23 protein-coding genes and 2 pseudogenes are annotated in these 21590 nt (G+C 36.3%); 3 read left to right on the forward strand and 22 right to left on the reverse strand.

The window, feature by feature from the left end; genetic code table 11:
• Nucleotides 1-572: 572 nt before the first annotated feature.
• The 8 genes from MHI02_RS14180 to MHI02_RS14215 form a co-directional block, all read right to left on the reverse strand.
• Nucleotides 573-1205 (reverse strand): response regulator transcription factor, encoded by a 633-nt coding sequence (locus MHI02_RS14180; RefSeq protein WP_047184658.1) that lies wholly within the window; start codon nucleotides 1203-1205, stop codon nucleotides 573-575.
• Nucleotides 1198-2241 (reverse strand): sensor histidine kinase, encoded by a 1044-nt coding sequence (locus MHI02_RS14185; protein WP_047184659.1) that lies wholly within the window; start codon nucleotides 2239-2241, stop codon nucleotides 1198-1200. Before MHI02_RS14185 ends, MHI02_RS14180 begins: the two co-directional genes overlap by 8 nt.
• Nucleotides 2238-2966, reverse strand: a complete 729-nt coding sequence (gene liaF, locus MHI02_RS14190; protein ID WP_341165996.1) for a cell wall-active antibiotics response protein LiaF — start codon at nucleotides 2964-2966, stop codon at nucleotides 2238-2240. Before liaF ends, MHI02_RS14185 begins: the two co-directional genes overlap by 4 nt.
• Nucleotides 2967-3053: 87 nt before the next feature.
• The gene (locus tag MHI02_RS14195) at nucleotides 3054-3689 is read right to left on the reverse strand and encodes a PspA/IM30 family protein (protein ID WP_047184661.1); all 636 of its coding nucleotides are present in this window, start codon (nucleotides 3687-3689) and stop codon (nucleotides 3054-3056) included.
• Nucleotides 3690-3707: 18 nt separating this feature from the next.
• The gene (locus MHI02_RS14200) at nucleotides 3708-4061 is read right to left on the reverse strand and encodes a lmo0954 family membrane protein (RefSeq protein ID WP_047184662.1); all 354 of its coding nucleotides are present in this window, start codon (nucleotides 4059-4061) and stop codon (nucleotides 3708-3710) included.
• Between the two features lie 404 nt (nucleotides 4062-4465).
• On the reverse strand, nucleotides 4466-5470 hold the full coding sequence (locus MHI02_RS14205; RefSeq protein ID WP_328150079.1) for an LLM class flavin-dependent oxidoreductase: 1005 nt from the start codon (nucleotides 5468-5470) through the stop codon (nucleotides 4466-4468).
• Nucleotides 5471-5529: 59 nt separating this feature from the next.
• Nucleotides 5530-6585 carry a M42 family metallopeptidase gene (locus tag MHI02_RS14210; RefSeq protein WP_047184664.1) on the reverse strand — a complete coding sequence of 352 codons (1056 nt, stop codon included), beginning with the start codon at nucleotides 6583-6585 and terminating at the stop codon, nucleotides 5530-5532.
• A gap of 30 nt (nucleotides 6586-6615) precedes the next feature.
• Nucleotides 6616-7176 carry a DUF1836 domain-containing protein gene (locus MHI02_RS14215; RefSeq protein WP_047184665.1) on the reverse strand — a complete coding sequence of 187 codons (561 nt, stop codon included), beginning with the start codon at nucleotides 7174-7176 and terminating at the stop codon, nucleotides 6616-6618.
• A gap of 138 nt (nucleotides 7177-7314) precedes the next feature.
• Between MHI02_RS14215 and trhA the strand changes: the two genes are divergently transcribed.
• Both trhA and MHI02_RS14225 read left to right on the forward strand, forming a co-directional pair.
• Nucleotides 7315-7965, forward strand: a complete 651-nt coding sequence (gene trhA, locus MHI02_RS14220; RefSeq protein ID WP_047184666.1) for a PAQR family membrane homeostasis protein TrhA — start codon at nucleotides 7315-7317, stop codon at nucleotides 7963-7965.
• Between the two features lie 85 nt (nucleotides 7966-8050).
• Complete coding sequence (locus MHI02_RS14225) at nucleotides 8051-8515, forward strand: hypothetical protein (protein ID WP_047184667.1); 465 nt, start codon at nucleotides 8051-8053, stop codon at nucleotides 8513-8515.
• 40 nt (nucleotides 8516-8555) lie between these two features.
• Here the strand turns inward: MHI02_RS14225 and MHI02_RS14230 are convergent, their stop codons facing one another.
• Nucleotides 8556-9491, reverse strand: a complete 936-nt coding sequence (locus MHI02_RS14230) for a hypothetical protein (protein WP_060667553.1) — start codon at nucleotides 9489-9491, stop codon at nucleotides 8556-8558.
• A gap of 97 nt (nucleotides 9492-9588) precedes the next feature.
• Nucleotides 9589-10146 carry a cupin domain-containing protein gene (locus MHI02_RS14235; RefSeq protein WP_060667554.1) on the reverse strand — a complete coding sequence of 186 codons (558 nt, stop codon included), beginning with the start codon at nucleotides 10144-10146 and terminating at the stop codon, nucleotides 9589-9591.
• A gap of 150 nt (nucleotides 10147-10296) precedes the next feature.
• Here MHI02_RS14235 and MHI02_RS14240 point away from each other — a divergent pair, with 150 nt between their 5' ends.
• A complete protein-coding gene (locus tag MHI02_RS14240; RefSeq protein ID WP_145523495.1) occupies nucleotides 10297-11493 on the forward strand; it encodes an MFS transporter in 1197 nt (398 codons plus the stop codon).
• Between the two features lie 54 nt (nucleotides 11494-11547).
• Here the strand turns inward: MHI02_RS14240 and MHI02_RS14245 are convergent, their stop codons facing one another.
• The 12 genes and pseudogenes from MHI02_RS14245 to MHI02_RS14305 all read right to left on the reverse strand — a co-directional run bounded on the left by MHI02_RS14245 (nucleotide 11548) and on the right by MHI02_RS14305 (nucleotide 21574).
• A complete protein-coding gene (locus MHI02_RS14245; protein ID WP_047184670.1) occupies nucleotides 11548-12492 on the reverse strand; it encodes a metal ABC transporter substrate-binding protein in 945 nt (314 codons plus the stop codon).
• A gap of 21 nt (nucleotides 12493-12513) precedes the next feature.
• On the reverse strand, nucleotides 12514-13368 hold the full coding sequence (locus MHI02_RS14250; RefSeq protein ID WP_047184671.1) for a metal ABC transporter permease: 855 nt from the start codon (nucleotides 13366-13368) through the stop codon (nucleotides 12514-12516).
• A complete protein-coding gene (locus MHI02_RS14255; protein ID WP_204797624.1) occupies nucleotides 13368-14111 on the reverse strand; it encodes a metal ABC transporter ATP-binding protein in 744 nt (247 codons plus the stop codon). Before MHI02_RS14255 ends, MHI02_RS14250 begins: the two co-directional genes overlap by 1 nt.
• 346 nt (nucleotides 14112-14457) lie before the next feature.
• Nucleotides 14458-14934: a thioesterase family protein gene (locus MHI02_RS14260; protein ID WP_341165997.1), complete on the reverse strand. Its 477-nt coding sequence runs from the start codon at nucleotides 14932-14934 to the stop codon at nucleotides 14458-14460.
• Nucleotides 14935-14956: 22 nt separating this feature from the next.
• Complete coding sequence (locus MHI02_RS14265; protein ID WP_047184679.1) at nucleotides 14957-15937, reverse strand: 3-hydroxyacyl-CoA dehydrogenase NAD-binding domain-containing protein; 981 nt, start codon at nucleotides 15935-15937, stop codon at nucleotides 14957-14959.
• Nucleotide 15938: 1 nt separating this feature from the next.
• On the reverse strand, nucleotides 15939-16832 hold the full coding sequence (locus tag MHI02_RS14270; RefSeq protein WP_047184680.1) for a BKACE family enzyme: 894 nt from the start codon (nucleotides 16830-16832) through the stop codon (nucleotides 15939-15941).
• 3 nt (nucleotides 16833-16835) lie between these two features.
• Nucleotides 16836-17384 carry a GbsR/MarR family transcriptional regulator gene (locus MHI02_RS14275; protein WP_047184681.1) on the reverse strand — a complete coding sequence of 183 codons (549 nt, stop codon included), beginning with the start codon at nucleotides 17382-17384 and terminating at the stop codon, nucleotides 16836-16838.
• A 213-nt stretch (nucleotides 17385-17597) separates the two neighbouring features.
• Nucleotides 17598-19044: pseudogene (locus MHI02_RS14285) on the reverse strand (CocE/NonD family hydrolase).
• 7 nt (nucleotides 19045-19051) lie between these two features.
• A pseudogene (locus MHI02_RS14290) lies at nucleotides 19052-19258 on the reverse strand (CocE/NonD family hydrolase); the annotation flags it as partial.
• Between the two features lie 56 nt (nucleotides 19259-19314).
• The gene (locus tag MHI02_RS14295; protein ID WP_341165999.1) at nucleotides 19315-19977 is read right to left on the reverse strand and encodes an ABC transporter permease; all 663 of its coding nucleotides are present in this window, start codon (nucleotides 19975-19977) and stop codon (nucleotides 19315-19317) included.
• A gap of 1 nt (nucleotide 19978) precedes the next feature.
• Nucleotides 19979-20899 (reverse strand): osmoprotectant ABC transporter substrate-binding protein, encoded by a 921-nt coding sequence (locus tag MHI02_RS14300; RefSeq protein ID WP_341166115.1) that lies wholly within the window; start codon nucleotides 20897-20899, stop codon nucleotides 19979-19981.
• A 30-nt stretch (nucleotides 20900-20929) separates the two neighbouring features.
• Nucleotides 20930-21574: an ABC transporter permease gene (locus MHI02_RS14305; protein WP_047184684.1), complete on the reverse strand. Its 645-nt coding sequence runs from the start codon at nucleotides 21572-21574 to the stop codon at nucleotides 20930-20932.
• Nucleotides 21575-21590 lie beyond the last annotated feature (16 nt).

Consider the following 21590-nt stretch of genomic DNA (forward strand, 5'->3'; position numbering starts at 1 on the left):
TCTCCTTTGTTATAGTGTAGATTCACCTTAATCAAATTGTTATATAACAATTTATACAAAAAAATTAATCTTCTCTTTTGGAAAGACAATAATCACAAACCATTGAATAGCTTTTTGCATCTACTTCTTTTCCACATTCTGGACAGTAAATTGTTTCCACTTTTACACCCCTAATCCCCATTATATTTCAAATCATTTATGTTATATTACAAGTATTTTATATCACATCTGTTGTACAACATCATATTCAAAAAAATTAGTCCTCTCTTTTGGAAAGACAATAATCACAAACCATTACATAACTTTTTGCATCTACTTCTTTTCCACACTCTGGACAGTTGACTTTCTCCATTACTTTCACCTCTCTTATATAACAGTTATTCAACTATCATTTGTTGTTATAATACAGTCTATTCGATAATTTCAAAAAAATCAACCCCTTTTTTTAAAATTATTTGAAAATCCCTTTCTGGGTTGAGGCAAAATATTGAAATGCTGCACTTAATGGGTGATTATTTAAAAAATGTAAAATAAAAGGGAGTAGAAAGCGGACTTATATAAAAGCCACCCTTCTACTCCACTAAATCATGTTTAAACGCATAAATAACAGCCTGCGTGCGATCCTGTACTTCTAATTTTCCTAAAATATTACTAACATGTACTTTTACTGTTTTTAACGAAATAAACAACTCATTCGCAATGTCTTGATTTGATTTTCCTTCTGCCATTAATAACAAAACTTCCATTTCTCTATCTGTTAATTGATGAAATAATTCGGTTTTAGTTTTGTTCCTCATTTTTGTCATAATTTTCCCCGTTACTTCCGGTTCCAATATGGATTGCCCTTCGTACGTTGCACGTATTGCTTTTGCAATTTCATCTGCTTTTGATGTCTTTAGCATATAACTTGTTGCACCAGCTTCTAATGCAGGGTAAACTTTTTCATCGTCCAGAAAACTCGTAACAATAATTATTTTCGCTTCTGGCCACGCTTGAATAATCTGTTTCGTTGCTTCGATACCGTCCATCTCTTTCATTACGAGATCCATCAAAATTATATCTGGTTTAAGTTCTAGTGCCAATTTTACTGCGGGAGCTCCATCATCAGCCTCAGCAACCACTTCGATATCAGATTGGGCAGAAAGATATGACGAAACTCCGATACGAACCATTTCATGATCGTCCGCAAACAATACTCTAATCATTTTGTTCCTCCACCTTTTCTAATATAGGTACTTTTACTTCTAGTTGTGTCCCCTGATTTGGTAAACTAACTAATTTAAAGGTTCCACCAACTTCATAAGCACGCTCACGCATATTTTGTAATCCATAAGAGCCTGTTTTCATACTTTCCATATCAAATCCCACTCCATTATCAACTACACGAAAAATAATCGTTTCATCTCTTACGATTAACAATACGCTTAAATTCGTCGCCTTCGCATGTCTTAAGGTGTTGGACAAAGACTCTTGAAGAATACGGAATAGCTGATCTTCTACTCCTTTATCCATTGGGAACTGTTCTATTTTTTGCGTGATTTCCATTGGTACTTTTTGTGTAAGCTCACGTAATAGCTCCTCTATGCCTTCTTGTAATGTTTTTCCTTTTAGTGCGACCGGTCGAAGATGCAATAATAATGCTCGCATTTCTAATTGGGACTGATGAATCATTTTTTCTACCATTCGTAATTGATCTTTCATCTTTTGGTCACTTGGTGGGTTAGATTCATTTATAGCGGACATCATCATGGAAGATGCAAATAATTGTTGGCTAACAGAATCGTGAAGCTCTCTTGCCAAACGATTCCTCTCCTGTTCTACAATTTCTTGCAAACCTTTCTCTCTTTCCTCTGTTCGTTCGGTTGCCAAACGCTGGGACAACTCTACTTGTTTCTTCATTTTTTCTTGTAACTCATACATTTTATGTCTTACCTGTTCCATTTCTCTATATGAGTCATCAGACATCGCAAGTTTTTTCCCTTTTATTAATTCATCTAAATCACGTTCGACCTCATAAACCCGTTGTTTCCAATATACTCCAATCGTTACGCCAAAAATAATCCCCGTTACAATGGTAATTCCGATAATCCAAAGTAAATAAGATACACTACCAAGCTTTTCATTCCAAATCAGCATCCATTCTTTTAAAGGAAAAAACAGGAATGTTATACTTATAATTGCAGCGGAAAGTAAAATGGAAAACAATACAGAAGTAAATATATGCCTAATAATAATATTCATATTCGCTTCACCTCAATATCTCCAGAAAAGATTGAGGTGATAATTTTTACTCTAGGAAAAGACCGACCATAATTTTCCGTCTGATAGAATAATGATTTATTCATTAGTTTCCAATGATGTTCACCAAGAATATGAGCTCGACCAAAAACTGAGCTATGATGAATACTAACTTCTACTTCATAAGGGACATAGATTTCAATATTCCCCATAAAATGCCTCATCGAAATAACGGCTGTATCATTTGGTAAAACGGTATTCGTTAAATCGATTATTTTATCCCCAAAAACGCTATGGATATTAATATCTCTCCAGCCATAAGCAGTTTCTTCTGTTTTTTGATCCTCAAATAACGTGTGATCAAATAACGGCTCCATTTGAATGATGGTACCTTGTTTCACTTCTTCTCCTGGAAGTGTCGGTGTAATAAACTCATCCTCTTTTTTCTTTTTGGCATAATCAAGAATCCATAAAACGAGTACCGTCACAATCAAGAATCGAACGGCTAAAATATTAAATAACGAAAATATAAAACTAATTAGGAAAATCCAAAATAGAATTTTCCCCCATAATTTGTGAAAGTTTTTCCAACCAATGTACAGAAAAAGGGCGGAAAAAAACACCTGAAATAAGGCTCCACCATGGAAAAAAATCATTTCAAAAATGAGGAGGATAAGGCCAATAATTAAAATCCAGTTAAATGTATCTGTACGAAAACGTTTTAACACTTTATCCCCTCCCCTTTTCATTATATACGAATACAGGCGTAAGTTACGCCTGTATTATACCATGATTTACCAATGACTGTATGAATATTATATTTCCATCTCTTTTTCTTTTAATTCTTTTTCTAGCTTGTCTATTTTGCCATCAAAGGTGCTTCGGAAATAAGATTGATTCACTTTGTACTCCAGCCCTTCAATATAACGTTCCATTTCTGAGAATCTTGAATATGGTTCTTCAGCTGAATGTTGCATTACTTTATTAATTTGATGGTTAGCATGGGCAATATTTTCTCGACCCATTAAATCCATTCTTCTTAAATGCATATCTTTTAAGCGATGTTTCATTTCTTCATATTTTTGCTCTAGCTTATCTAATTGTTCTATCGCTTCATTTTTGGAAACTTTCATTCGGTCTGCACGATTTTTGTATTCTTCGTGTTCCTTCATCGCAAATTCGAACATTTCCACTTCATTTGCCTTTTCAGCAACTTTCGCTTGGTTTAAGCGTTTTTCAGCAAAATGAGTTGCTTTTTCAAATTCCTTTGTAAACTCTTCTTTTAATTTGTATTGACGATCAATTAATCTTCTTACTTTTTCCGTTTCTTGTTCGGCTTGACGTAAATATTGGTTCAAAGCTTTAATCGGATTCTTCTGTTCTTTTTTATCCAAAACATCATGTAAGTCTGCTTCCACTGCATTTTTAATTCTTGTAAAAATATTTGCCATTAAAATCCGCTCCTTTAATTATTTATTTAATTCTGCCCACTCGCGCTCAAAGTTTGTAAATGGATCATCATCTTCTATCACACGAACTACTGGGTCATCGTCTTCCTTGTTCCAATTTTTATATATTACATACAATGCGTAGGCTGCGACCAAACCAATTACCGCATATAAATTGGAAAAGGCGATACTAGCGATAATTAGGCCTAAAATAGCCCAACCTATTTTCCCGAAAATTGACTCACTTCTAACAAACTTCTTGAAGACAATGTATAGCAACCAAACGGATAGTCCTAATAAAACCATTGATCCAAGATTTGCCAAAAGAAGTAGTAATGCAACCAATCCTCCAGCAAACAACATAAATTTTTTCATGTTTTTCCTCCTTCCTTATCTTGATTCCATCTTAACGAAATTTACGTTTTCTTATAATGATCCTGAGGAATATTTTCGTATAGGACTTGAGGCGTATTTGGGGTAATACTTGTGTTTGGATGAAGGAAATAACTGTGGAAGTTTAAGTTCTTATGAGCTTGAGGAAGAGGTCTTACTGCCCGTTTAGGCGAGGTAAATAGTTATGGCGGGTTAAGAATAATCAACGAATAATTAGGATTTCCCCAGGCGTTTAGGCACTCATTGATCGATTATAAAAAGCTTGGATACACAAATTACCCAAGCTTCATAAAAATATCAGGTTATTTAATTCTTCACGTTATATAAATGTTTATATAGAGGCCCCACCTAATGTCTTTGTTTCGCCAGAGCTTGGGGTGGGAGTCTTATTGCCCGTTTAAGTAGGAGAAACCAAATTCCTCTGCTAAGAGCTGATACGATTTTTTTCGAGCTTCGTAGCTATGGGTAATAGTTACAATCATTAATTCGTCGACTTCATATTCGGATTGTAAGTTCTCTAGTTGCTCCCGAACTTGAGAAGGATTCCCTACGATTTGGTTTTGTTTCATTCTTTCTATTCTTTCCTTTTCCTCCAATGAATATGGATATGCTTTAGCTTCTTCAATGGAAGGAACACCTTCTTTTCCTTCTCCCTTGTCTTGTAATATTTTCCACAAATAATTGCTCATTGCTATTTCTTCCGCTTCTTCTGTCGTCTCTGCACAAATCGCAGAAACGGTAACAATCACATTAGACTTCCCATTAAGAACATTTTTCATATACTCTTTGACGATAGATGGTCCATCTTCATTACTCATAAAATGACCAAACACAAATGGTAACCTTTTTTCAATCGCTAACTTTGCACTCTTATTACTCGTTCCTAATAACCATGGTACTGGAGGTGTTTTTGGTACTGGAGTTGCAGAGACTTTCGCATACATATGATCACTTGGAAAATCTTGATGTAAAAAAAGAATAACTTCATCCACTAATTTTGGATACATCCGGACCTTTTCTAAAAAGTTTCCAGCAAGTGCTATCGAAACTTCTGCGGATCCACCAGGTGCTCTTCCAAGTCCCAAGTCCACCCTATTTGGATACAATGTTGCAAGTTCATTATATCTTTCAGCAATATGATAGGGACTATAGTTTGGTAACAATACTGCACCTGAACCAATGCGGATTTGTTCTGTTTGCGAACCAATAATTCCTAATAAGATATCTGGAGCCGGTGACGCTAAACCGCCTAAATCATGATGCTCTGCTACCCAATAACGGTGGTAACCAAGTTCGTCAGTCAGTTTGGCAAGTTCAATGGATGCCTCTAAAGCGTCTTTCGGAGTCTTTCCTTTAGAAATTGGGGACTGGTCTAATATACTTAATTTCATTTGTAATCCACCTCTTTATGAAAAAGCGAACCTACCACACTGGTAAGTCCGCTTGTCTTTTATATAGAAATCATTTTAGATTGTACATAATGATAAAGCAAATTCTCTGTTTCCTTTAATGAATCTTCATGGGTTCTCTCAAAAGCATGAGAGGAATCAATCCCAGGTCCAATTAATCCATGTACAATATCATATCCGGAACGAATCGCAGCAGAAGCATCTGAACCATAATATGGATAAATATCTAGCTTATAACCGATATTATTTTCCTCGGCTAACCTGACAAGATGTTTCCTTAATTCATAATGATAAGGACCACTTGCATCTTTCACACAAATGGATACGGTATATTCATCTGTAGATTGTCCATCTCCCATTGCACCCATATCCACTGCTAAATATTCCACTGTTTCTGGGGTAATATTTGAATTACCTCCATAGCCTATTTCTTCATTGTTAGAAATAAGAAAATGGGTTGTATATGGAAGAGTAATACTTTCTTCTTTTATCCGTTTTATTAATTGAAGAAGTATAGCCACACTTGCCTTATCATCCAAATGACGTGACTTAATAAATCCATTTTCGGTAAGTTCTATTCGAGGATTAAAAGAAACGAAATCTCCAACTTCAATTCCTAGTTCACGTACATCATCTGCATTTTTCACTTTCGCATCAATTCTAACTTCCATGTTTTTTTGATTACGCTCCGCTTCTCCTGCATTTTTATATACATGCACAGAAGTTTGATGCATCAAAATAGTTCCTGTATATTTCTTTCCTGTTGTAGTGTGAATTTCACAATATTCTCCTTCAATTGAATTGTAGCGAAATCCACCAATTAAATCTAAACGAAGCCTGCCATTCTTTTTTACTTCTTTTACCATAGCACCTAATGTATCAACATGAGCTGTTAACATCCGATGTTCATTTTCTACTTTACCAGGGATAGTAGCAATTAACCCACCTTTCCGATTTCGTTTTGTATCTACGTTTAAACTGTTCAAATATTCCTCAACAAATTGTATGACTTTAGCGGTATTTCCAGATGGACTTGGGATAGAAACAAGTTCCTTGATTAATTCCTTTGTTTCGTTAACTTTTGGATATGTACTCATTTTTTCCACTCCTTTAATATTAGAATGATTTTATTCTTCTATTTCATCCACTATTTTCTCCGCGGCCCTTCGAAATAAATTACTCATATGTGTAAAAGATGCAACTAGCAGAAGTTTTCTTAAATACTCTTCATCCTTATCATCCATCATTTTATCTTCTATCTCTTTGTAAATATCTGAACTATCATTTTTAAATTGCTCCACATTTTTCTCATTAGAAGTAATATAAGTATTGTATACATCCTCCAAAGAAAACTCTTCTGCTAAAACTTTTTTATTTAATGGTGACAATGTTTTCTTGATATCATTTATAGATAACGAACTCTTCATTTGATAGATCATACTGATAAGCATGATATGTTCTTTTGAATATTTTTTATTCTTTACAGGGAAAAATAACTTACCCTTAGCATAATTATTAATCATTGTTTTGGTAAGTATTTTTTCTTCATCATTCCGCTTCGTTTGGGAAAACTTATTTTCGAATAACTGAATCACTTGGTCCATATATAAATCTATATCAGGTATTTCCTCTATTGTTAATTGAGTATCCAGATATAGTTTTTCTAATAGTTCATCTATATTTTGCATTATAATAAACCCCTATTGTATTTTCTTTTATTATAAAATAAATATTTTATTTAGTAAAACATTGACTACATGATAACAATACGTGTATGATTGATATATAGTTTTCGAAACTACATGTTGAAGTGGAGGAATAAGTAAATGAATTCTTATATACGGGAACCTATTAACACATGGACCCATTTAATTGGAGCAATTTTAGCAGTTTTTGGTTTGGTAGCAATGATTGTAAAGGCAGTAATTACTTCCGGTTCTTGGCTCGTCACTACAGCTGTTATTATTTTTGGGGTAAGTATGATTTTATTATACTCGGCATCCGCTACATACCATATGGTAATAGCTAAAGACCGTGTTATAGCTTTCCTAAGAAAAATTGACCATTCCATGATTTTTGTTCTTATTGCTGGGACGTACACTCCATTTTGTTTAATTACACTACAAGGAACGAAACTTGGATGGATATTGTTTTTTATCGTAAATGGTCTTGCTATATTAGGGGTAACGTTTAAATTAACTTGGTTCCACTCCCCGCGTTGGCTATCTACTGCGATTTACCTAGGAATGGGATGGCTTGTTGTCTTTTTCACCGGAGAATTAGCACCTGGATTAGGTATTGGTGGAATGACTTTTCTTATTTTAGGTGGTGCTTTTTATACAGTAGGCGGACTTATATACGGATTTAAACCAAAGTTCCTTCAATTTAAAAATTGGGGATTTCATGAGATTTTTCACCTTTTCATTTTGTTTGGAAGTCTCTTTCACTTTATTTGTATCTACGCATACGTTTTATAACACGCCTTAATATGGCGTGTTTTTTTGCATAAAAGCTCTCCTTTTCCAAATACTAGTAAGAAACAGTTTTCCTAGGAGGCTATTTATGAAAAAAGTATTATTCCCTATTGTCTTTTTGTTTATTTTTCTAACGGGTTTTGATCACGCTGAGAACCTAGAGATTACAAAAATTGAAACAACGGTCGATGAGGCAAACCATGAATTGCGTTACGACTTTGAAATTAAAAATAATGGAAACGAACCTATTAAAAGCGAATTTGATTACCCAGGAAGCCATCCATACGGAATTGAACTAGTAGTTAAGCCTAATGAAGAACTAGCTGGTTTAATGGAAATGGAAGAGAATACAAAACATCAAAAAATGCTTTCTTTGAGCAGTGGCAGTAGAGGCTTTTTCGAACCGAACAGCGAGTCTTATTTTTACGTATCTTACCAAATAAAGAACGGAGCAAATTTTGCTAAAGTAAAAAAACATGCGCTAGATTCAACATTACTCATATTAGACGGAGTTGAAGTATCAGCAGAATTCCCTTTACAGAATATCAAATAAGTTACAAAAGCGTTGGTTTATCTACCAACGCTTTCCCCTTTTAAAAATCTTCTACAAATCGTCTACGGTCTAGAACAACTTGTTCAAGTTCATTCTCTTTTAAATGAATCTGTTCTTTTATATTTTCAACGATTCGACCTACTTCTAACTGTTTTTGACTAATTTGATCCTGTGATTCATTAATTCTTTCTTGAACCAAATAATCAGTGAAGAAATTATCCAAGAAAAAGTCGGCAAATTTCAACATACTTGAAATATCTATCGAAATATTTAAATCCGCTTCTACATCTAATAATTCCTTTTGAAACTTACGTAAGCTTTTTTGTGCACGGTTAATAGCTTCCATAGCTTCATCCATATTACTATGTTTCAAGAGCCCAGATATTGCACCACCTCCAAACATATCGAATACTCCCCATGTCGCAGCATTATCTATTGAATCTCCTGCAATATCGAGGTCAGCTTTCGCTTTATTTCCAGCTATTAAAGCTTCATCTAATTCTTCTATGTATGCTCTTAAGTCTTCTTCCTGTTCACTAAATTCAAATAATGTAGTGGAAGATGCACTTTGTTTAATGATTCCTTCTTTTTTAGTAAAAATTTCGTTATAACGATATTCTACATCTCCCATTTTTTCAATACGGTATTGAAGATTACTTATTTCTAATTCAACATCCTTTTTATGTTTCTTTGCCTCGTTTAATTGGATTTGAACAGTAAGGACTTCCTGTTTTTCTTTTTCCAGTTTTTCTACCTTATTGCCTAACAAGGTTTGGACCAAATTGGAAAAACTTAAACCCTCTAACTTTTCCACATCTTTTTCTTCTTCCTTTAATTGATTGGAGAGAAATGATATATTTTCTTCAATTGCCGTAAGTTCATTTTCATAATCTACAATTTGTAATTGCCACTTTTTCTTTTTTCTCATTTTCGTTTTTAATTCCATTAGTTCTTGGTTAAGTTTTTCTTCTATCATCTAAAATCCCCCTCCATTATTATACGAACGAACTTATTTAAAAGTTTCATACTCATTTAAAAAATCCCGCCAATATACACGGCAGGATTTTACCAATCTAAGCATGTTCCTCATGCATAGCCTCTTCTTTTGTCTGGTGAACAGTCCCGAATGGATGTTCAGGTGGTGCATAGATAGAATATAATTTCAATGGCTTGTTACCAGTATTCACGATATTATGCCAAAAACCAGCCGGAACCATGATTGCGTCATCGTCAGAAACTTTAACATTATAATCCAAGCGATCTTTTTGTTTCCCCATTTGAACGATGCCTTTCCCGTCTTCCAAGCGTAAAAATTGGTCTGTTGTTTGGTGATTTTCCAATCCAATATCTTCTCCTACGGGTATACTCATCAAGGTTACTTGTAAATGCTCCCCTGTCCAAATTGCTGTTCGAAATGTATCATTTTCTTTCGTAGCATCCTCAATATCTAAAGAAAATGGCTGTTTCCCATGATCTTTAATTATCCTATCTTCTATTTTAATGTTTGGGTTAAACGAATAATCATACATGTTTCCATAAGGCAGTGGCATATTTACTGGCTGTCTCACATGATAGTACCCATGTGGATTAACGTAAAACGGATTTGGATAAATATAAGGATAATAATACATCTGAAACACTCCCCCAATTGAATTCATGTCATCCTATTCTATGCTTCAGAATCCAAAATGTACTTTGTATTATTTTTTTCAGAAAATCGCATCTAGCATTTAATGTTATACTAAATTTAAACATTCTTTTATAGAAACAAGGTGTCTATTATGTCTTATATCCAAAAAGGGACTGCATCCTACCGTAAAGCACTGTTCGCTTTATTCTCTGGAAGTTTCGTAACATTTAGCTTACTTTACAGTGCCCAACCTTTAATTCCAATATTTTCAAGCGAGTTTGGTGTATCACCTACAAATGCTAGTTTATCGCTTTCTTTTTCTACAGGAGTCTTAGCCATTGTAATGCTTTTTACTCCGAGCTTGTCTAATTCCATTGGGCGCAAACAGATTATGTCGATTGCACTTTTGGTAGCTTCTATTCTTTCCATTTTGACGGCTATAACACCAAATTTTTCTCTATTACTACTTAGTCGAGCATTATTAGGTGCTGTTTTGGCTGGTTTTCCAAGTATTGCCATGACTTATATATCTGAGGAATTCCACCCGAAGGAATTAGGTACGGTTATGGGAATCTATATTAGTGGAAATACAGTTGGGGGGCTTTCCGGAAGAATTGTTACTAGTGCCCTCACGGATTGGTTCTCTTGGGAAATCGCCCTCTTCATCATTGGAGGTATCGCATTATTTATTAGCATATGGTTTTGGAGGCATTTACCCGAAGAACGACATTTCGTAAAAGAGCATGGCACATTAAAAAACTTAATCCCTGAATTAGGCTACCATTTTAAAAATCCAGCTTTACTTTGTCTTTACGGATTATCTTTCTTACTTATGGGGAGCTTTGTCACTCTATATAACTACATTACCTATTTATTAATCGGCGAACCATATCATTTAAGTCATGCTGCGGTAGGCTCCATCTTTTTTGTCTATTTAGTAGGTACATTCAGCTCAACCTTTATGGGTAATCAAGCTGATCGGCACGGAAAAGCCAAAGTATTGCCACTCGGCATTTTGATTATGACAATAGGTGCAATCGGTACATTATATGAAGGTTTGTGGTTAAAAATTGTAGCAATCGCTATATTTACCTTTGGTTTTTTTGGCAGTCATTCCATCGCAAGTGCTTGGGTTGGGCAGAAAGCAACAGCCCATAAGGCACAAGCTTCTTCTCTATATTTATTATTCTACTATGGTGGTTCTAGCTTATTTGGTACATTGGGGGGGATCTTCTGGAGCAATTACGGTTGGAACGGTGTAATCGGAATGATTAGTGTATTATTAGTCATTGCTTTTGTATTGGTAGGAATTCTTGTCTTTTCAAAAAGTACGTTACGATCCAGGTAAATAGTAAAAAGGCATAAATTCCATAATAAGGAATTTATGCTCAACTTGGAGAGACTAATCACCTTTTAAACCATTGTAAATTTTATCAATATTATATTCTAAAAACTTAATATACGTGTCTCCGGCTTCCCCTTTTTTTCCTATTTCATCTGAAAAGATTTTGTCTTTATAGATTTCTACTCCACTTTCTTCGGACACGGTTTCCATCGGTCTAGAATCCACATTCGATTCTAAGAATAATGTAGGAACGTCGCGCTCTTTTAGGAAATTAACAAGAGATTTTATTTGCTCTGGAGATCCGTTTTCCTCCGTATCAATCTCCCAGATATAACCTTCTTCTAGCCCATATCTGTCTGCCATATATTGAAATGCACGTTCACTTGTTACTAGAATTCGATTTTCTTCTGGAATATCGGCAATTTTATTTTTATATTCTTCATCAATTTCTTTTAATTTTTCTATATATGCCTTAGCATTCTTATCATATTCCTCTTTATTCTCTGGGTCTGCTTTCACTAATGCATCATGTGCGTTTTCCACTATAATCATACCAACATTTGGATCTAGAAAAGCGTGAGGGTTCATTTCATGTTCTGCTTCCCCTTTTCCATTTAAATACTTGGGTTCTACACCTTTCGTTAATTCAAAGATATTTTCGTCTTTTTGTCCAACAGTGTTCATCATTTTAAAAAACCAGCCATGCTCTCCACCTTCTAGATTTAAACCATTATAAAATAATATATCTGCATCTGTAGCCTTCTTAATATCTTCTGGAAGTGGCTCATATTCATGTGGATCTGTACCAATTGGAACGAGATTATGAATCTCTACATGCTCCCCACCAATTTGATGTACAATATCCTCTAACAACGTAAAACTAGTTACAACTTTTAAAACATCGTCATTGTTATCATTCGCAGTAACATCCTTATTTCCACAAGCAGCTAATAGTAAGGATATAGCGGCTAAGCTTAACATTAATCGAACTAACCTTCTCATCTTTTATTACTCCTTCTCTTTTTAAATAGAAGCTTTGTTTCTCTTTTCCCTTATCGCACGCCATAAGATTCCTTGTTTTGGCGAGAAAATAAAAGCTAAAATAAAAATAAATGTTGTAGCAAGGACAATGACTGCACCCGACGATAAATTATATTCTGAACTAAAGTACAAACCAATGACAGCTGATAAAGCTCCAAAAAAAGCTGATAGGAATATCATCGTTGATAAACGGTTTGTCAATAAATACGCTGTAGATGCAGGTGTAATAAGCATTGCAACTACTAATATAACTCCTACTGTTTGCAAGGAAGCTACGGTTACTAAGGTTAATAAGATCATAATGATGTAATGAATTAATCGAACTGGTAACCCGTAGGCTTGAGCCATCGTTGGATCAAACGTTGTAATAAGAAATTCTTTATAAAATAAAATAACAATAAGTAAAACAATAGTACCAATGATCAGTGTTAACCACATATCAGACGATTGAACAGATAAAACATTACCAAACAATATTTGGGTTAAATCTATGGCTGTCGAAGCTTTTGTAATCAGTATTACCCCTAGTGCAAAAAAGGATGAAAAAACAATACCAATCGAAGAATCACTTTTAATACGGCTATTTTGACTTATATAACCAATACCGACAGCAGTTAATAAACCAATAACCACTGCACCATAAAAATAATTAATCCCTAACATGAAAGATATAGCGACACCTGGTAGAATAGCATGGGAAATAGCGTCCCCCATCAGGGCCATACCTCTGAGAATGATGAAGCAACCAATAACCCCACATATTATTCCAACCATTATTGAGGTAAACAACGCTTTTTGTAGAAAGCCGTAATTCATAAGGTCTTGTATAAATTCCATTACATTTTCACCCCAACATTTTCCAATATAGAAAGGTTTGCACGATATGCCCGAGTAATCTTTTCTGGTTTAAATACTTCTTGAACGGGGCCGAAATCCACTAATTCCTTATTTAACAAAATTAGCTCATCAAAGTAATCCTCCACTTTCGTTAAATCATGGTGAACAACTAATACTGTTTTTCCTTTGTCACGAAGTTTCTTTAGAATTTGGATAATGGTGGTTTCACTAGATACATCAATCCCAACAAAAGGCTCATCCAAGAAAAATAATTCCGCTTTTTGCGCAAGTGCCCTAGCAAGAAACACTCGTTGCTGTTGTCCTCCTGACAGTTCTCCAATTTGCTGTTTACTGTAATCCTCCATTCCGACTTCTTTTAAACATTGGAATGCCCAATCTTTTTGCTTTGCATTAGGTCTGCGCATAAGACCAAGATGTGGGTATGTTCCTAGAAGAACCGTGTCTATAACATTAATAGGAAAATCCCAGTCCAAATTATTACGTTGGGGAACATAAGCAATTTTTTTTCGTATAGCTTTTAAAGGCTTCCCTAATACCCTCACATTTCCCTTATCTTTAGGAATTAGGCCAAGTGTAGCTTTCATAATGGTTGATTTACCTGCGCCATTTGGACCTATTATTCCTACTAATTTTCCTGTATCAATTGAAAAGGAAACATCTTTTATAACTTCCTTTCCATAATACGAAACATGTAGATGGTCTACCGTGAGCGCTTTTCCCATCTTTTTCACCTTCCTCTTCCATTTAATACTATTACTAGATAATATTTACCTCACAAACAACTTTTTCCCTAGGGCAACATTTGATCATACTCTATTCAATAAAAACTAAAATGGTTCATTAAAAATCACTTTTATAATAACTAGTGTAAATGACAAAGTCTTTTATTGTCAACAAATAGTTTCCCTAAGGCAACATTATGTCAGGTATACAAATATATGCATGAACAGTTGTGATTTTCTCTGCAAATATAACTAAACCAACTCTTATTAGTACGGCTACCACATCGTTACCTAAAAATAAAATGGTTCCCCATTTTCTATGATGGGAAACCATTCCATTACACTTTTATTTCTTTTTTCTGATACCTATTACACGTCCCACTTCTTTCGGTTTCTTCATAGGAGTATGCTTTGCTGCGAGTTCTTTTACTTGTGAATAAATTTCCTCTGGGAACGGTGATGCTTTCCCTGTTGACTGATCAATCCCCATTAGCATTTGTTCTCTTGTTGCGGCTCGTTTACCATGTTCTCCGTACAATTCAAAAAATAGATGAGTACGTTTAACATCATAATCGATAACGTACATACGGATCTCAAATGGTTCGTCAAGTTTCATTTCATTTAAATAACAAACATGAGTTTCCATCGTGTACATCGTATATTGACTCTTATTCCGGTAATCTTCCGTTATACCAATGAAGTTCATAAAGGCATCGACAGCCCAACTAAATGCACGTACATATTCTGCATCATTCATGTGTCCGTTGTAGTCAATCCAAGTCTCTGGTACTTTATCCTGAATAATCAATTTGGATTCGTTCAAGTTCTATCTTCCCTTCTAAAAACTAGTTAAATGACTCGTAGCTTCCGGACATATTTTCCCCTGGCCAGTATTTTTCCAATAACTGTTGTAATTCAATTAAAAACTGATCACGGCGGTCTTCTAGTCTTTCCATTTCCACACCATCCGTTTGTGCTTCACAACCAGTAATTACTTTTTCAGCTAGTTCTTCCGTTAGTTCTGGTGCTTCCAGTTTGGTCCATGGTAATTTCAATGCAGGTCCGAATTGTTCCAGCAGGTGACGCATCCCTTCTTTCCCTCCACCCATATGTAGAGTCATGAATGGTCCCATTAGCGCCCATCTGAGTCCTGGCCCATATATAATGGATGCATCCACTTCTTCTGTACTTGCAGCACCATCGTTAACAATATGAAGTGCTTCACGCCAAATTGCTTCCATTAAGCGGTCAGCAATATGACCTTCAATTTCCTGACGAATCACTAATGGTTTCATCATTATGTTGTCATAAAACATTTTTGCCTTTTCAATATAAAATTTGTCGGTTTTATCCCCGCCAACTAATTCCACAAGCGGCATCAGATATACCGGATTAAATGGATGGGCAACCATAACACGTTCTGGATGATTCTTGCAATCCGCCTGTAAGCTACTTGGTAATATTCCCGATGTGCTTGAAGCAATAATGGTTTCTTCTTTGGTATATCGATCAATATCAGCTATAACCTTTCTTTTTAATTCCTCTCGCTCCGGGACATTTTCCTGAACAAAGTCCGCTTCCTTTAATGACTTTTCTAAATCAGTTTCAAAAAATAAATGATCTTCTGGAGCACCCACAGCTAATCCCATTTTTTTCATCCAAGGCCATGCACGTTCCACAGCTTTACGGGTCTTTTCTTCTGTGTTGGGATCTGGATCATATGCAGTAACGGTGTAGTCATTTGCTAAAAAGCGTGTTATCCACCCATTGCCAATTACACCCGTTCCGACAACTGTGATATTTTTAATTGAAGTTTCTTTCGTCATACTAGCCTTCCTTTCCATATGGGTTACGTAAATTTAGATGCTCTCGCGCTTCGGTCGGCGTCATAATATCGGAACCTAAAGCTTGTACCATACCGACAGCTTTATCAACAAGTTGCTCGTTTGTAGCAAGTTTTCCTTTTTCTAAATACAAGTTATCTTCAAGGCCTACACGGATATTTCCACCTTGAAGTAGGGATTCCATCGCTATTGGCATTTGCATTCTACCAATTCCAAAAGCTGCCCATTTCGCGTTATCCGGAATACGACTCTTCATGTAAGACAGCGTTTCTGCATCCGCTGCTGCTCCCCATGGGATACCAAGGCAAAACTGAAATAGTGGATCTCCTTCAATTAAACCTTCCTCCACTAATTGGTTCGCGAAACGAATATGACCTGTATCAAAACATTCTAATTCTGGTTTCACCCCAATATTTTTAACAAGTTTCGCCTGTCTTCTTAACCAGTCAGTCGGGCTTACGTATAACATATTGCCAAAGTTTAAGCTACCACAATCAAGGGTGCACATTTCTGGTAGAAGTTTTTCAATAGGTTCGTGGCGTTCTTCAGGAGTTTGAATATCGGTTCCTTCTCCACCTGTAGTTGGGGCATCTTCACTTGGTATCCAGTCTCCACCCCCACCAGAAGTAAGATTTATAATTACGTCGGTCTCTGACTCACGAATACGTTCTACGACTTCCTGAAACAGGCTGACATCATGGCTTAGCTTGCCAGTTTTTGGATCACGAACATGGATATGTGCAATTGTAGCCCCTGCCTTAGCAGCTTTAATGGCTGAATCTGCAATTTCTTTTGGAGTTACGGGTACATGTGGACTTTTTGCCGTTGTGTCACCAGCTCCTGTTAATGCGCATGATAAAATTACTTTTTTATTCATTGCTTAATTCCTCCCATTCTTTTTCTTCGGTACGTGTTCGAATATTTCACCGCTTTCAAAAAACTCAGTTACTCGACGAATCCAGTCATAGTAGTCCATCCAATCCCTCATTTCATGAAAAAGTTCATTAATAGCCTCTTCATCCTCCTCAGTAAGTCCAGATACATTCTGTAATTCATCCAATGTCTTTAAAAGCCTTTGTTCAAAGGTACGGCTACGTTTAATAGCTTTATGCCAAGTAGAGGTAAAAAGAGAAATAAATGTTTGGTAATAATCTTCTTCTACTTGAAATAAATCTTTTCGAATACCTTTTTTAAATACACGCTCCGCAATATCTAAATCTATCATTTCCCGGACAACCTGACTCATTCGGGTTTTGCTCATTCCGGTCTCTTCTGATAACTCGTCTAGGGTCATCGGTTTCTGGTTCATATAAATAATTCCGAGAACACGTCCAACACTTGTCGAGACACCAAAAGCATTCATATTATCCGTTATTTTTTCAATAAATTGAGTTCTGACATCTTCAATTCGTTCATCATGAATTTTCATAGTACTTCCCCTTTCGGCATGCTGCACATAAAGAAGACTTCCATCAGTGCGGGTTTTCCTTCATCTCACACTTATCGGACCTTTACGGGCGGTTGACTCCCACCTACCTTCTTTATTTCCCCAGAAGCTTGAGGTGGGATAAAATTAATCCAACCTTTAAATAGTACTAGGAGAAATAATTAATTTACAAAGGGTTATTCGTTTCATTTTCACTTATTTCTCTAGTGGTATTATTAATTTCGATGCCTTTTCTCCTCCATGATAAATGTATTCAACCGCAGCTTTTCCCTCCGTATGTGTTTTTGTTGTCGTTCCGTTATTTAAATTGATATCATAAAGTGGTGCATTACTTGCTGCTATATCTAACCTCAGACGATGGCCTTTTTTCAGGGTATAAGATGTAGAACCTATTTCGGTTTCCAAACAAAATGGCTGATTCACATTTTCAACCTTTTCCCTGTGAAACGTATCAACAATATTATACGCACGACCTAATTCGTCCACATCTGATAGTCTCAAAGAAATATCAAATAGACATGTTGGAGAGGAAACCCAAATTTCTGCTTTAATCGAACCCAATAGTCGTAATTCCGTATCAAGTTCCATACTTGTATATACGAGGACATCATCACGATCCTGAATATCACTAACATCAAACATTCCTGACTCATGTCCTGCAATCAATACTCCTCCGCCACGAGTCGGTACTGGATTGCTCGGATCTAGTTTTAAGGAACTTTTCGTTTGTGTTGGGGAAGGCTGTATGTTTAACCTCCCATCTCCATGACGTGTTTTGTGACATGCCGTTACTTTGAAGGTATACTTCACTTAACTTCACATCCTGTTTTATTGGCCACTCATCAAAAGCTTCCCAACTCTCTCGCCCCATCATATATAGATGAACAGGCTTTTTTATGGGCATTGGTTTATCTTTTAGCCAGTAATCAAACCACTTAATATGAATTTCTGTTGGATCTTTTATGTTATCAGTCCCGATATTTTCGGCACCAGCGTTAAAAAACTTGTCCCCACATCGACCTGTCATTTCTTCATGTGTCCACGGTCCAATCCATAACATCCATGGTCCTTTATAAGCTTGATAGGTTTCCAATGTAGAATCCAATAATGCATCAAACCACCCACCGATAAACAATGCCGGAATATCTATATGCTTTAGTTTTTCAGTTAGATCTGTACCATCTTTGAGTTCTGGAGATAAATTCCCCTTTATAAAATCAAAGTAATAAGAATCTGGGTCAAGATCTTGGATTGGCTCCCATTCATTACTTGGAGCATAAGATAACCATTCTGCTATATCCTCTAAATAATAGTAGAATTTACTCTCGTCGAAGTTCCCCTTACGTTTTAGCTGGTCCTCCATCATCGACCCTAATTCCCAAGTTTGTAGATTAGCTGATGCGAAGGCTTCCCCCTCTTTTCCTAGAAAATTCCCCATCAGGTTTGCCCCCGTCATAACCGGTGCAATCGCCTTTAAGGAAGGTGGCTTTTCCACTGCTGCAGCTAACTGAGTATAGCCGTGATAAGACATCCCAAAAAGTCCAACTTTGCCGCTCGAATAGGGAAGTTTTGCCGCCCATTCTACCGCCCTCATGGATAAATGGATAAAAATTACCTTCTGATGCAAACCTTCCACGTACATCTTGAAGAATGACGATATATCCAGCTTGAACCATCCGAGGCACTTCTAAGTACTCATTATAATAACGTGGCTTTTCTTTGTTATAAGGTAAGCGCAACATCAGCACCGGATAGCGTTCTCCATCATCCGGACGATACACATCGGAACGAAGGATGGTTCCATCTGATAATGTACAAAGAACATTTTTTTCAAGTTTAATCCCAATTTCCCCCATAGTAGTCACCTCTATCTATACTTTCGCTTTTACGTAACTATTACCCTATAAACCTATCATGCTGCACTAGATTTGGAGGACTTAATAGGTTGGAGTTTCCTTTCGATCCATCCCATAATTAGATCAGCAATAATGGCCATCAACGCTGTCGGTATAGCACCAGCTAGAATAATTGCTGTTCCACCTGATGCATTCGTTCCCGTTAAGATTACTGCCCCTAATCCTCCAGCCCCGACAAAAGCTCCAATTGCAACAATCCCAATACCTATAACTAGTGCCGTACGTAAACCAGCCATAATTACACTAATAGCAAGTGGAAGCTCCACCATTCTTAAAAGCTGGAACCTCGTCATTCCAGAGGCAAAGCCAGCTTCAATAACTGTTTTATCAACATCCTTCATCCCTACATAGGTGTTTTGCACAATCGGTAGGATGGAATAAAGCATTAATGTTACAATTACCGTATTTGTGCCGAGACCTAGTACAATCATAATGACAGCCATAGCACCTAAAGCAGGAATAGTCTGAATGATACTTCCAAGCGCCAAGACCCAGCTACTCAATTTCCCATATTTTGCAATAAGGATACCTAAAGGAATAGAAATAATTGCTGCAAACAAAACCCCATACGCTGCCATTAGGAAATGTCTATAAAATTGAACCCAAATATATCCACCATTTTGGGTGACATAGTATATGAACTGTTCCAACGTTTCCATATTACTTCTCCCCCTTATCTGTATCCTCAAAGAAATTATGGGTTTCTAGAAAATCCATTGCAACTTTCCTTGGACTCATTAATTTAACATCCGCATTATAATTTAATTCCTGCATCGTTTCCGTTGAGATTTGCTCATGAAGGCGTTCTGTAATATCCAATATCTCTGGATATTGTTCTAAAACCTTTCCAGCAATAACAGGTGATGCATCATATGGTGGGAAGAAGCGTTTATCGTCCTCTAAAACTTTCAAATCAAATTCTTTAATTCTTCCATCTGATGAATAAGCTAGTACAACATCCATATGATCATTAGCGGCCGCCTCATATACTAAACCAATATTCATTGGGTAAACTTCACCAAATGAAAAATAGGTTTCTTGAAATCCTTCATATCCATCCCCTTTACGGTTGATCCAGGCATTATCCACTCCAAATCGCAGCTCACCTGCATAGGCTTCTAAATCTGAGATTGTTTCGATGTTGTTTTCCTCAGCAAAATCTGTTGTAACGGCAACGGAGTAACTGTTCTCAAAACCATATGGACTTGCCCATGTTTGATTGAAACGATCTTTAAATTCATGAGATACGATATTCAACGCCTTTTCAGGATCTGTAATCGGGTCCATTCCCAGTGATCCCGACAGATCTGTTCCTGTATAACGTGTACTTGTTATATCAAGGTCACCTCTTAACATACCCTGGTGTTGTACGATGGATGATCCTAGATGTGTAACAAGATCAGTAGTAGCATCTGTTTCCCGTTCAATCAAGATAGATAGCATTTCAGCTAAAATTTGTGATTCAGATGTACCAAGAGCCCCTATTTTTAACGTATCTTTTGATGTACTTGCAAGACCTGGCAAGGAACAACCAGCAAGCATCACTACTAAAAGTAAAATAAAACATCCTCTATATAGCATCTTTTTCAGCACAACTTTTCACCTCCAACATTATGCGGCTTCATAAGATTTCTTTAACCCTTCCGGTGTCAATCTTTTTTCTATAATGGCTAGGAAACGATCAGAAATCAAGGCTAGGACGGTTGCTGGTACTGTTCCCGCAATAATCAATGAAGGCTGATATAAGTTCAATCCATCAAATATAAAATCACCAAGACCACCACCACCGATGAATGCTGCCAATGTCGCCCAACCAATCAAATATACAGTCGATAAGCGAACACCCGCCATAATTACCGGTAAGGACATTGGAAATTCAACTTTTATTATCGATTGCAAATTACTCATCCCCATGCCCTTACCTGCTTCTATCACACTTTTATCCACATCTCGAACCCCAATGTAAGTGTTTCGTAAGATTGGTAATAGCGAATAGAAAAATAGTGCCAAAATAGCAGGAATTTTTCCAACACCTAAAAATGGGATAAAAAATGCTAGGATTGCAAGACTTGGAATAGTTTGTAGAATACCAATAAAAGAGATAAACTTATCAGCGAAGTTTGGCACCCTTGAAAGGAGAATCCCGAGGGGAATAGCAACTACCACACCTAGCAAGATGGCCGCAACAGAAATATACAAGTGTTCCCATGTTTTTATTATTAATTCATTACCATGTACAGCAAAAAAATCCATCATAACGATCTCTGCCTCC

This window comes from Oceanobacillus sp. FSL K6-0118 (assembly GCF_038006665.1).
In the GTDB taxonomy this organism is placed as follows: domain Bacteria; phylum Bacillota; class Bacilli; order Bacillales; family Amphibacillaceae; genus Oceanobacillus; species Oceanobacillus caeni.

Bases quoted from the DNA above. Each gene is read 5' to 3' on its own strand.
- MHI02_RS14180 (WP_047184658.1), bottom strand. From the start codon at position 1,205: ATGATTAGAGTATTGTTTGCGGACGATCATGAAATGGTTCGTATCGGA.
- MHI02_RS14185 (WP_047184659.1), bottom strand. From the start codon at position 2,241: ATGAATATTATTATTAGGCATATATTTACTTCTGTATTGTTTTCCATT.
- MHI02_RS14195 (WP_047184661.1), bottom strand. From the start codon at position 3,689: ATGGCAAATATTTTTACAAGAATTAAAAATGCAGTGGAAGCAGACTTA.
- MHI02_RS14200 (WP_047184662.1), bottom strand. From the start codon at position 4,061: ATGAAAAAATTTATGTTGTTTGCTGGAGGATTGGTTGCATTACTACTT.
- MHI02_RS14205 (WP_328150079.1), bottom strand. From the start codon at position 5,470: ATGAAATTAAGTATATTAGACCAGTCCCCAATTTCTAAAGGAAAGACT.
- MHI02_RS14210 (WP_047184664.1), bottom strand. From the start codon at position 6,585: ATGAGTACATATCCAAAAGTTAACGAAACAAAGGAATTAATCAAGGAA.
- MHI02_RS14215 (WP_047184665.1), bottom strand. From the start codon at position 7,176: ATGCAAAATATAGATGAACTATTAGAAAAACTATATCTGGATACTCAA.
- trhA (WP_047184666.1), top strand. From the start codon at position 7,315: ATGAATTCTTATATACGGGAACCTATTAACACATGGACCCATTTAATT.
- MHI02_RS14225 (WP_047184667.1), top strand. From the start codon at position 8,051: ATGAAAAAAGTATTATTCCCTATTGTCTTTTTGTTTATTTTTCTAACG.
- MHI02_RS14230 (WP_060667553.1), bottom strand. From the start codon at position 9,491: ATGATAGAAGAAAAACTTAACCAAGAACTAATGGAATTAAAAACGAAA.
- MHI02_RS14235 (WP_060667554.1), bottom strand. From the start codon at position 10,146: ATGTATTATTATCCTTATATTTATCCAAATCCGTTTTACGTTAATCCA.
- MHI02_RS14240 (WP_145523495.1), top strand. From the start codon at position 10,297: ATGTCTTATATCCAAAAAGGGACTGCATCCTACCGTAAAGCACTGTTC.
- MHI02_RS14245 (WP_047184670.1), bottom strand. From the start codon at position 12,492: ATGAGAAGGTTAGTTCGATTAATGTTAAGCTTAGCCGCTATATCCTTA.
- MHI02_RS14250 (WP_047184671.1), bottom strand. From the start codon at position 13,368: ATGGAATTTATACAAGACCTTATGAATTACGGCTTTCTACAAAAAGCG.
- MHI02_RS14255 (WP_204797624.1), bottom strand. From the start codon at position 14,111: ATGGGAAAAGCGCTCACGGTAGACCATCTACATGTTTCGTATTATGGA.
- MHI02_RS14265 (WP_047184679.1), bottom strand. From the start codon at position 15,937: ATGACGAAAGAAACTTCAATTAAAAATATCACAGTTGTCGGAACGGGT.
- MHI02_RS14270 (WP_047184680.1), bottom strand. From the start codon at position 16,832: ATGAATAAAAAAGTAATTTTATCATGCGCATTAACAGGAGCTGGTGAC.
- MHI02_RS14275 (WP_047184681.1), bottom strand. From the start codon at position 17,384: ATGAAAATTCATGATGAACGAATTGAAGATGTCAGAACTCAATTTATT.
- MHI02_RS14295 (WP_341165999.1), bottom strand. From the start codon at position 19,977: ATGGAAACGTTGGAACAGTTCATATACTATGTCACCCAAAATGGTGGA.
- MHI02_RS14300 (WP_341166115.1), bottom strand. From the start codon at position 20,899: ATGCTATATAGAGGATGTTTTATTTTACTTTTAGTAGTGATGCTTGCT.
- MHI02_RS14305 (WP_047184684.1), bottom strand. From the start codon at position 21,574: ATGATGGATTTTTTTGCTGTACATGGTAATGAATTAATAATAAAAACA.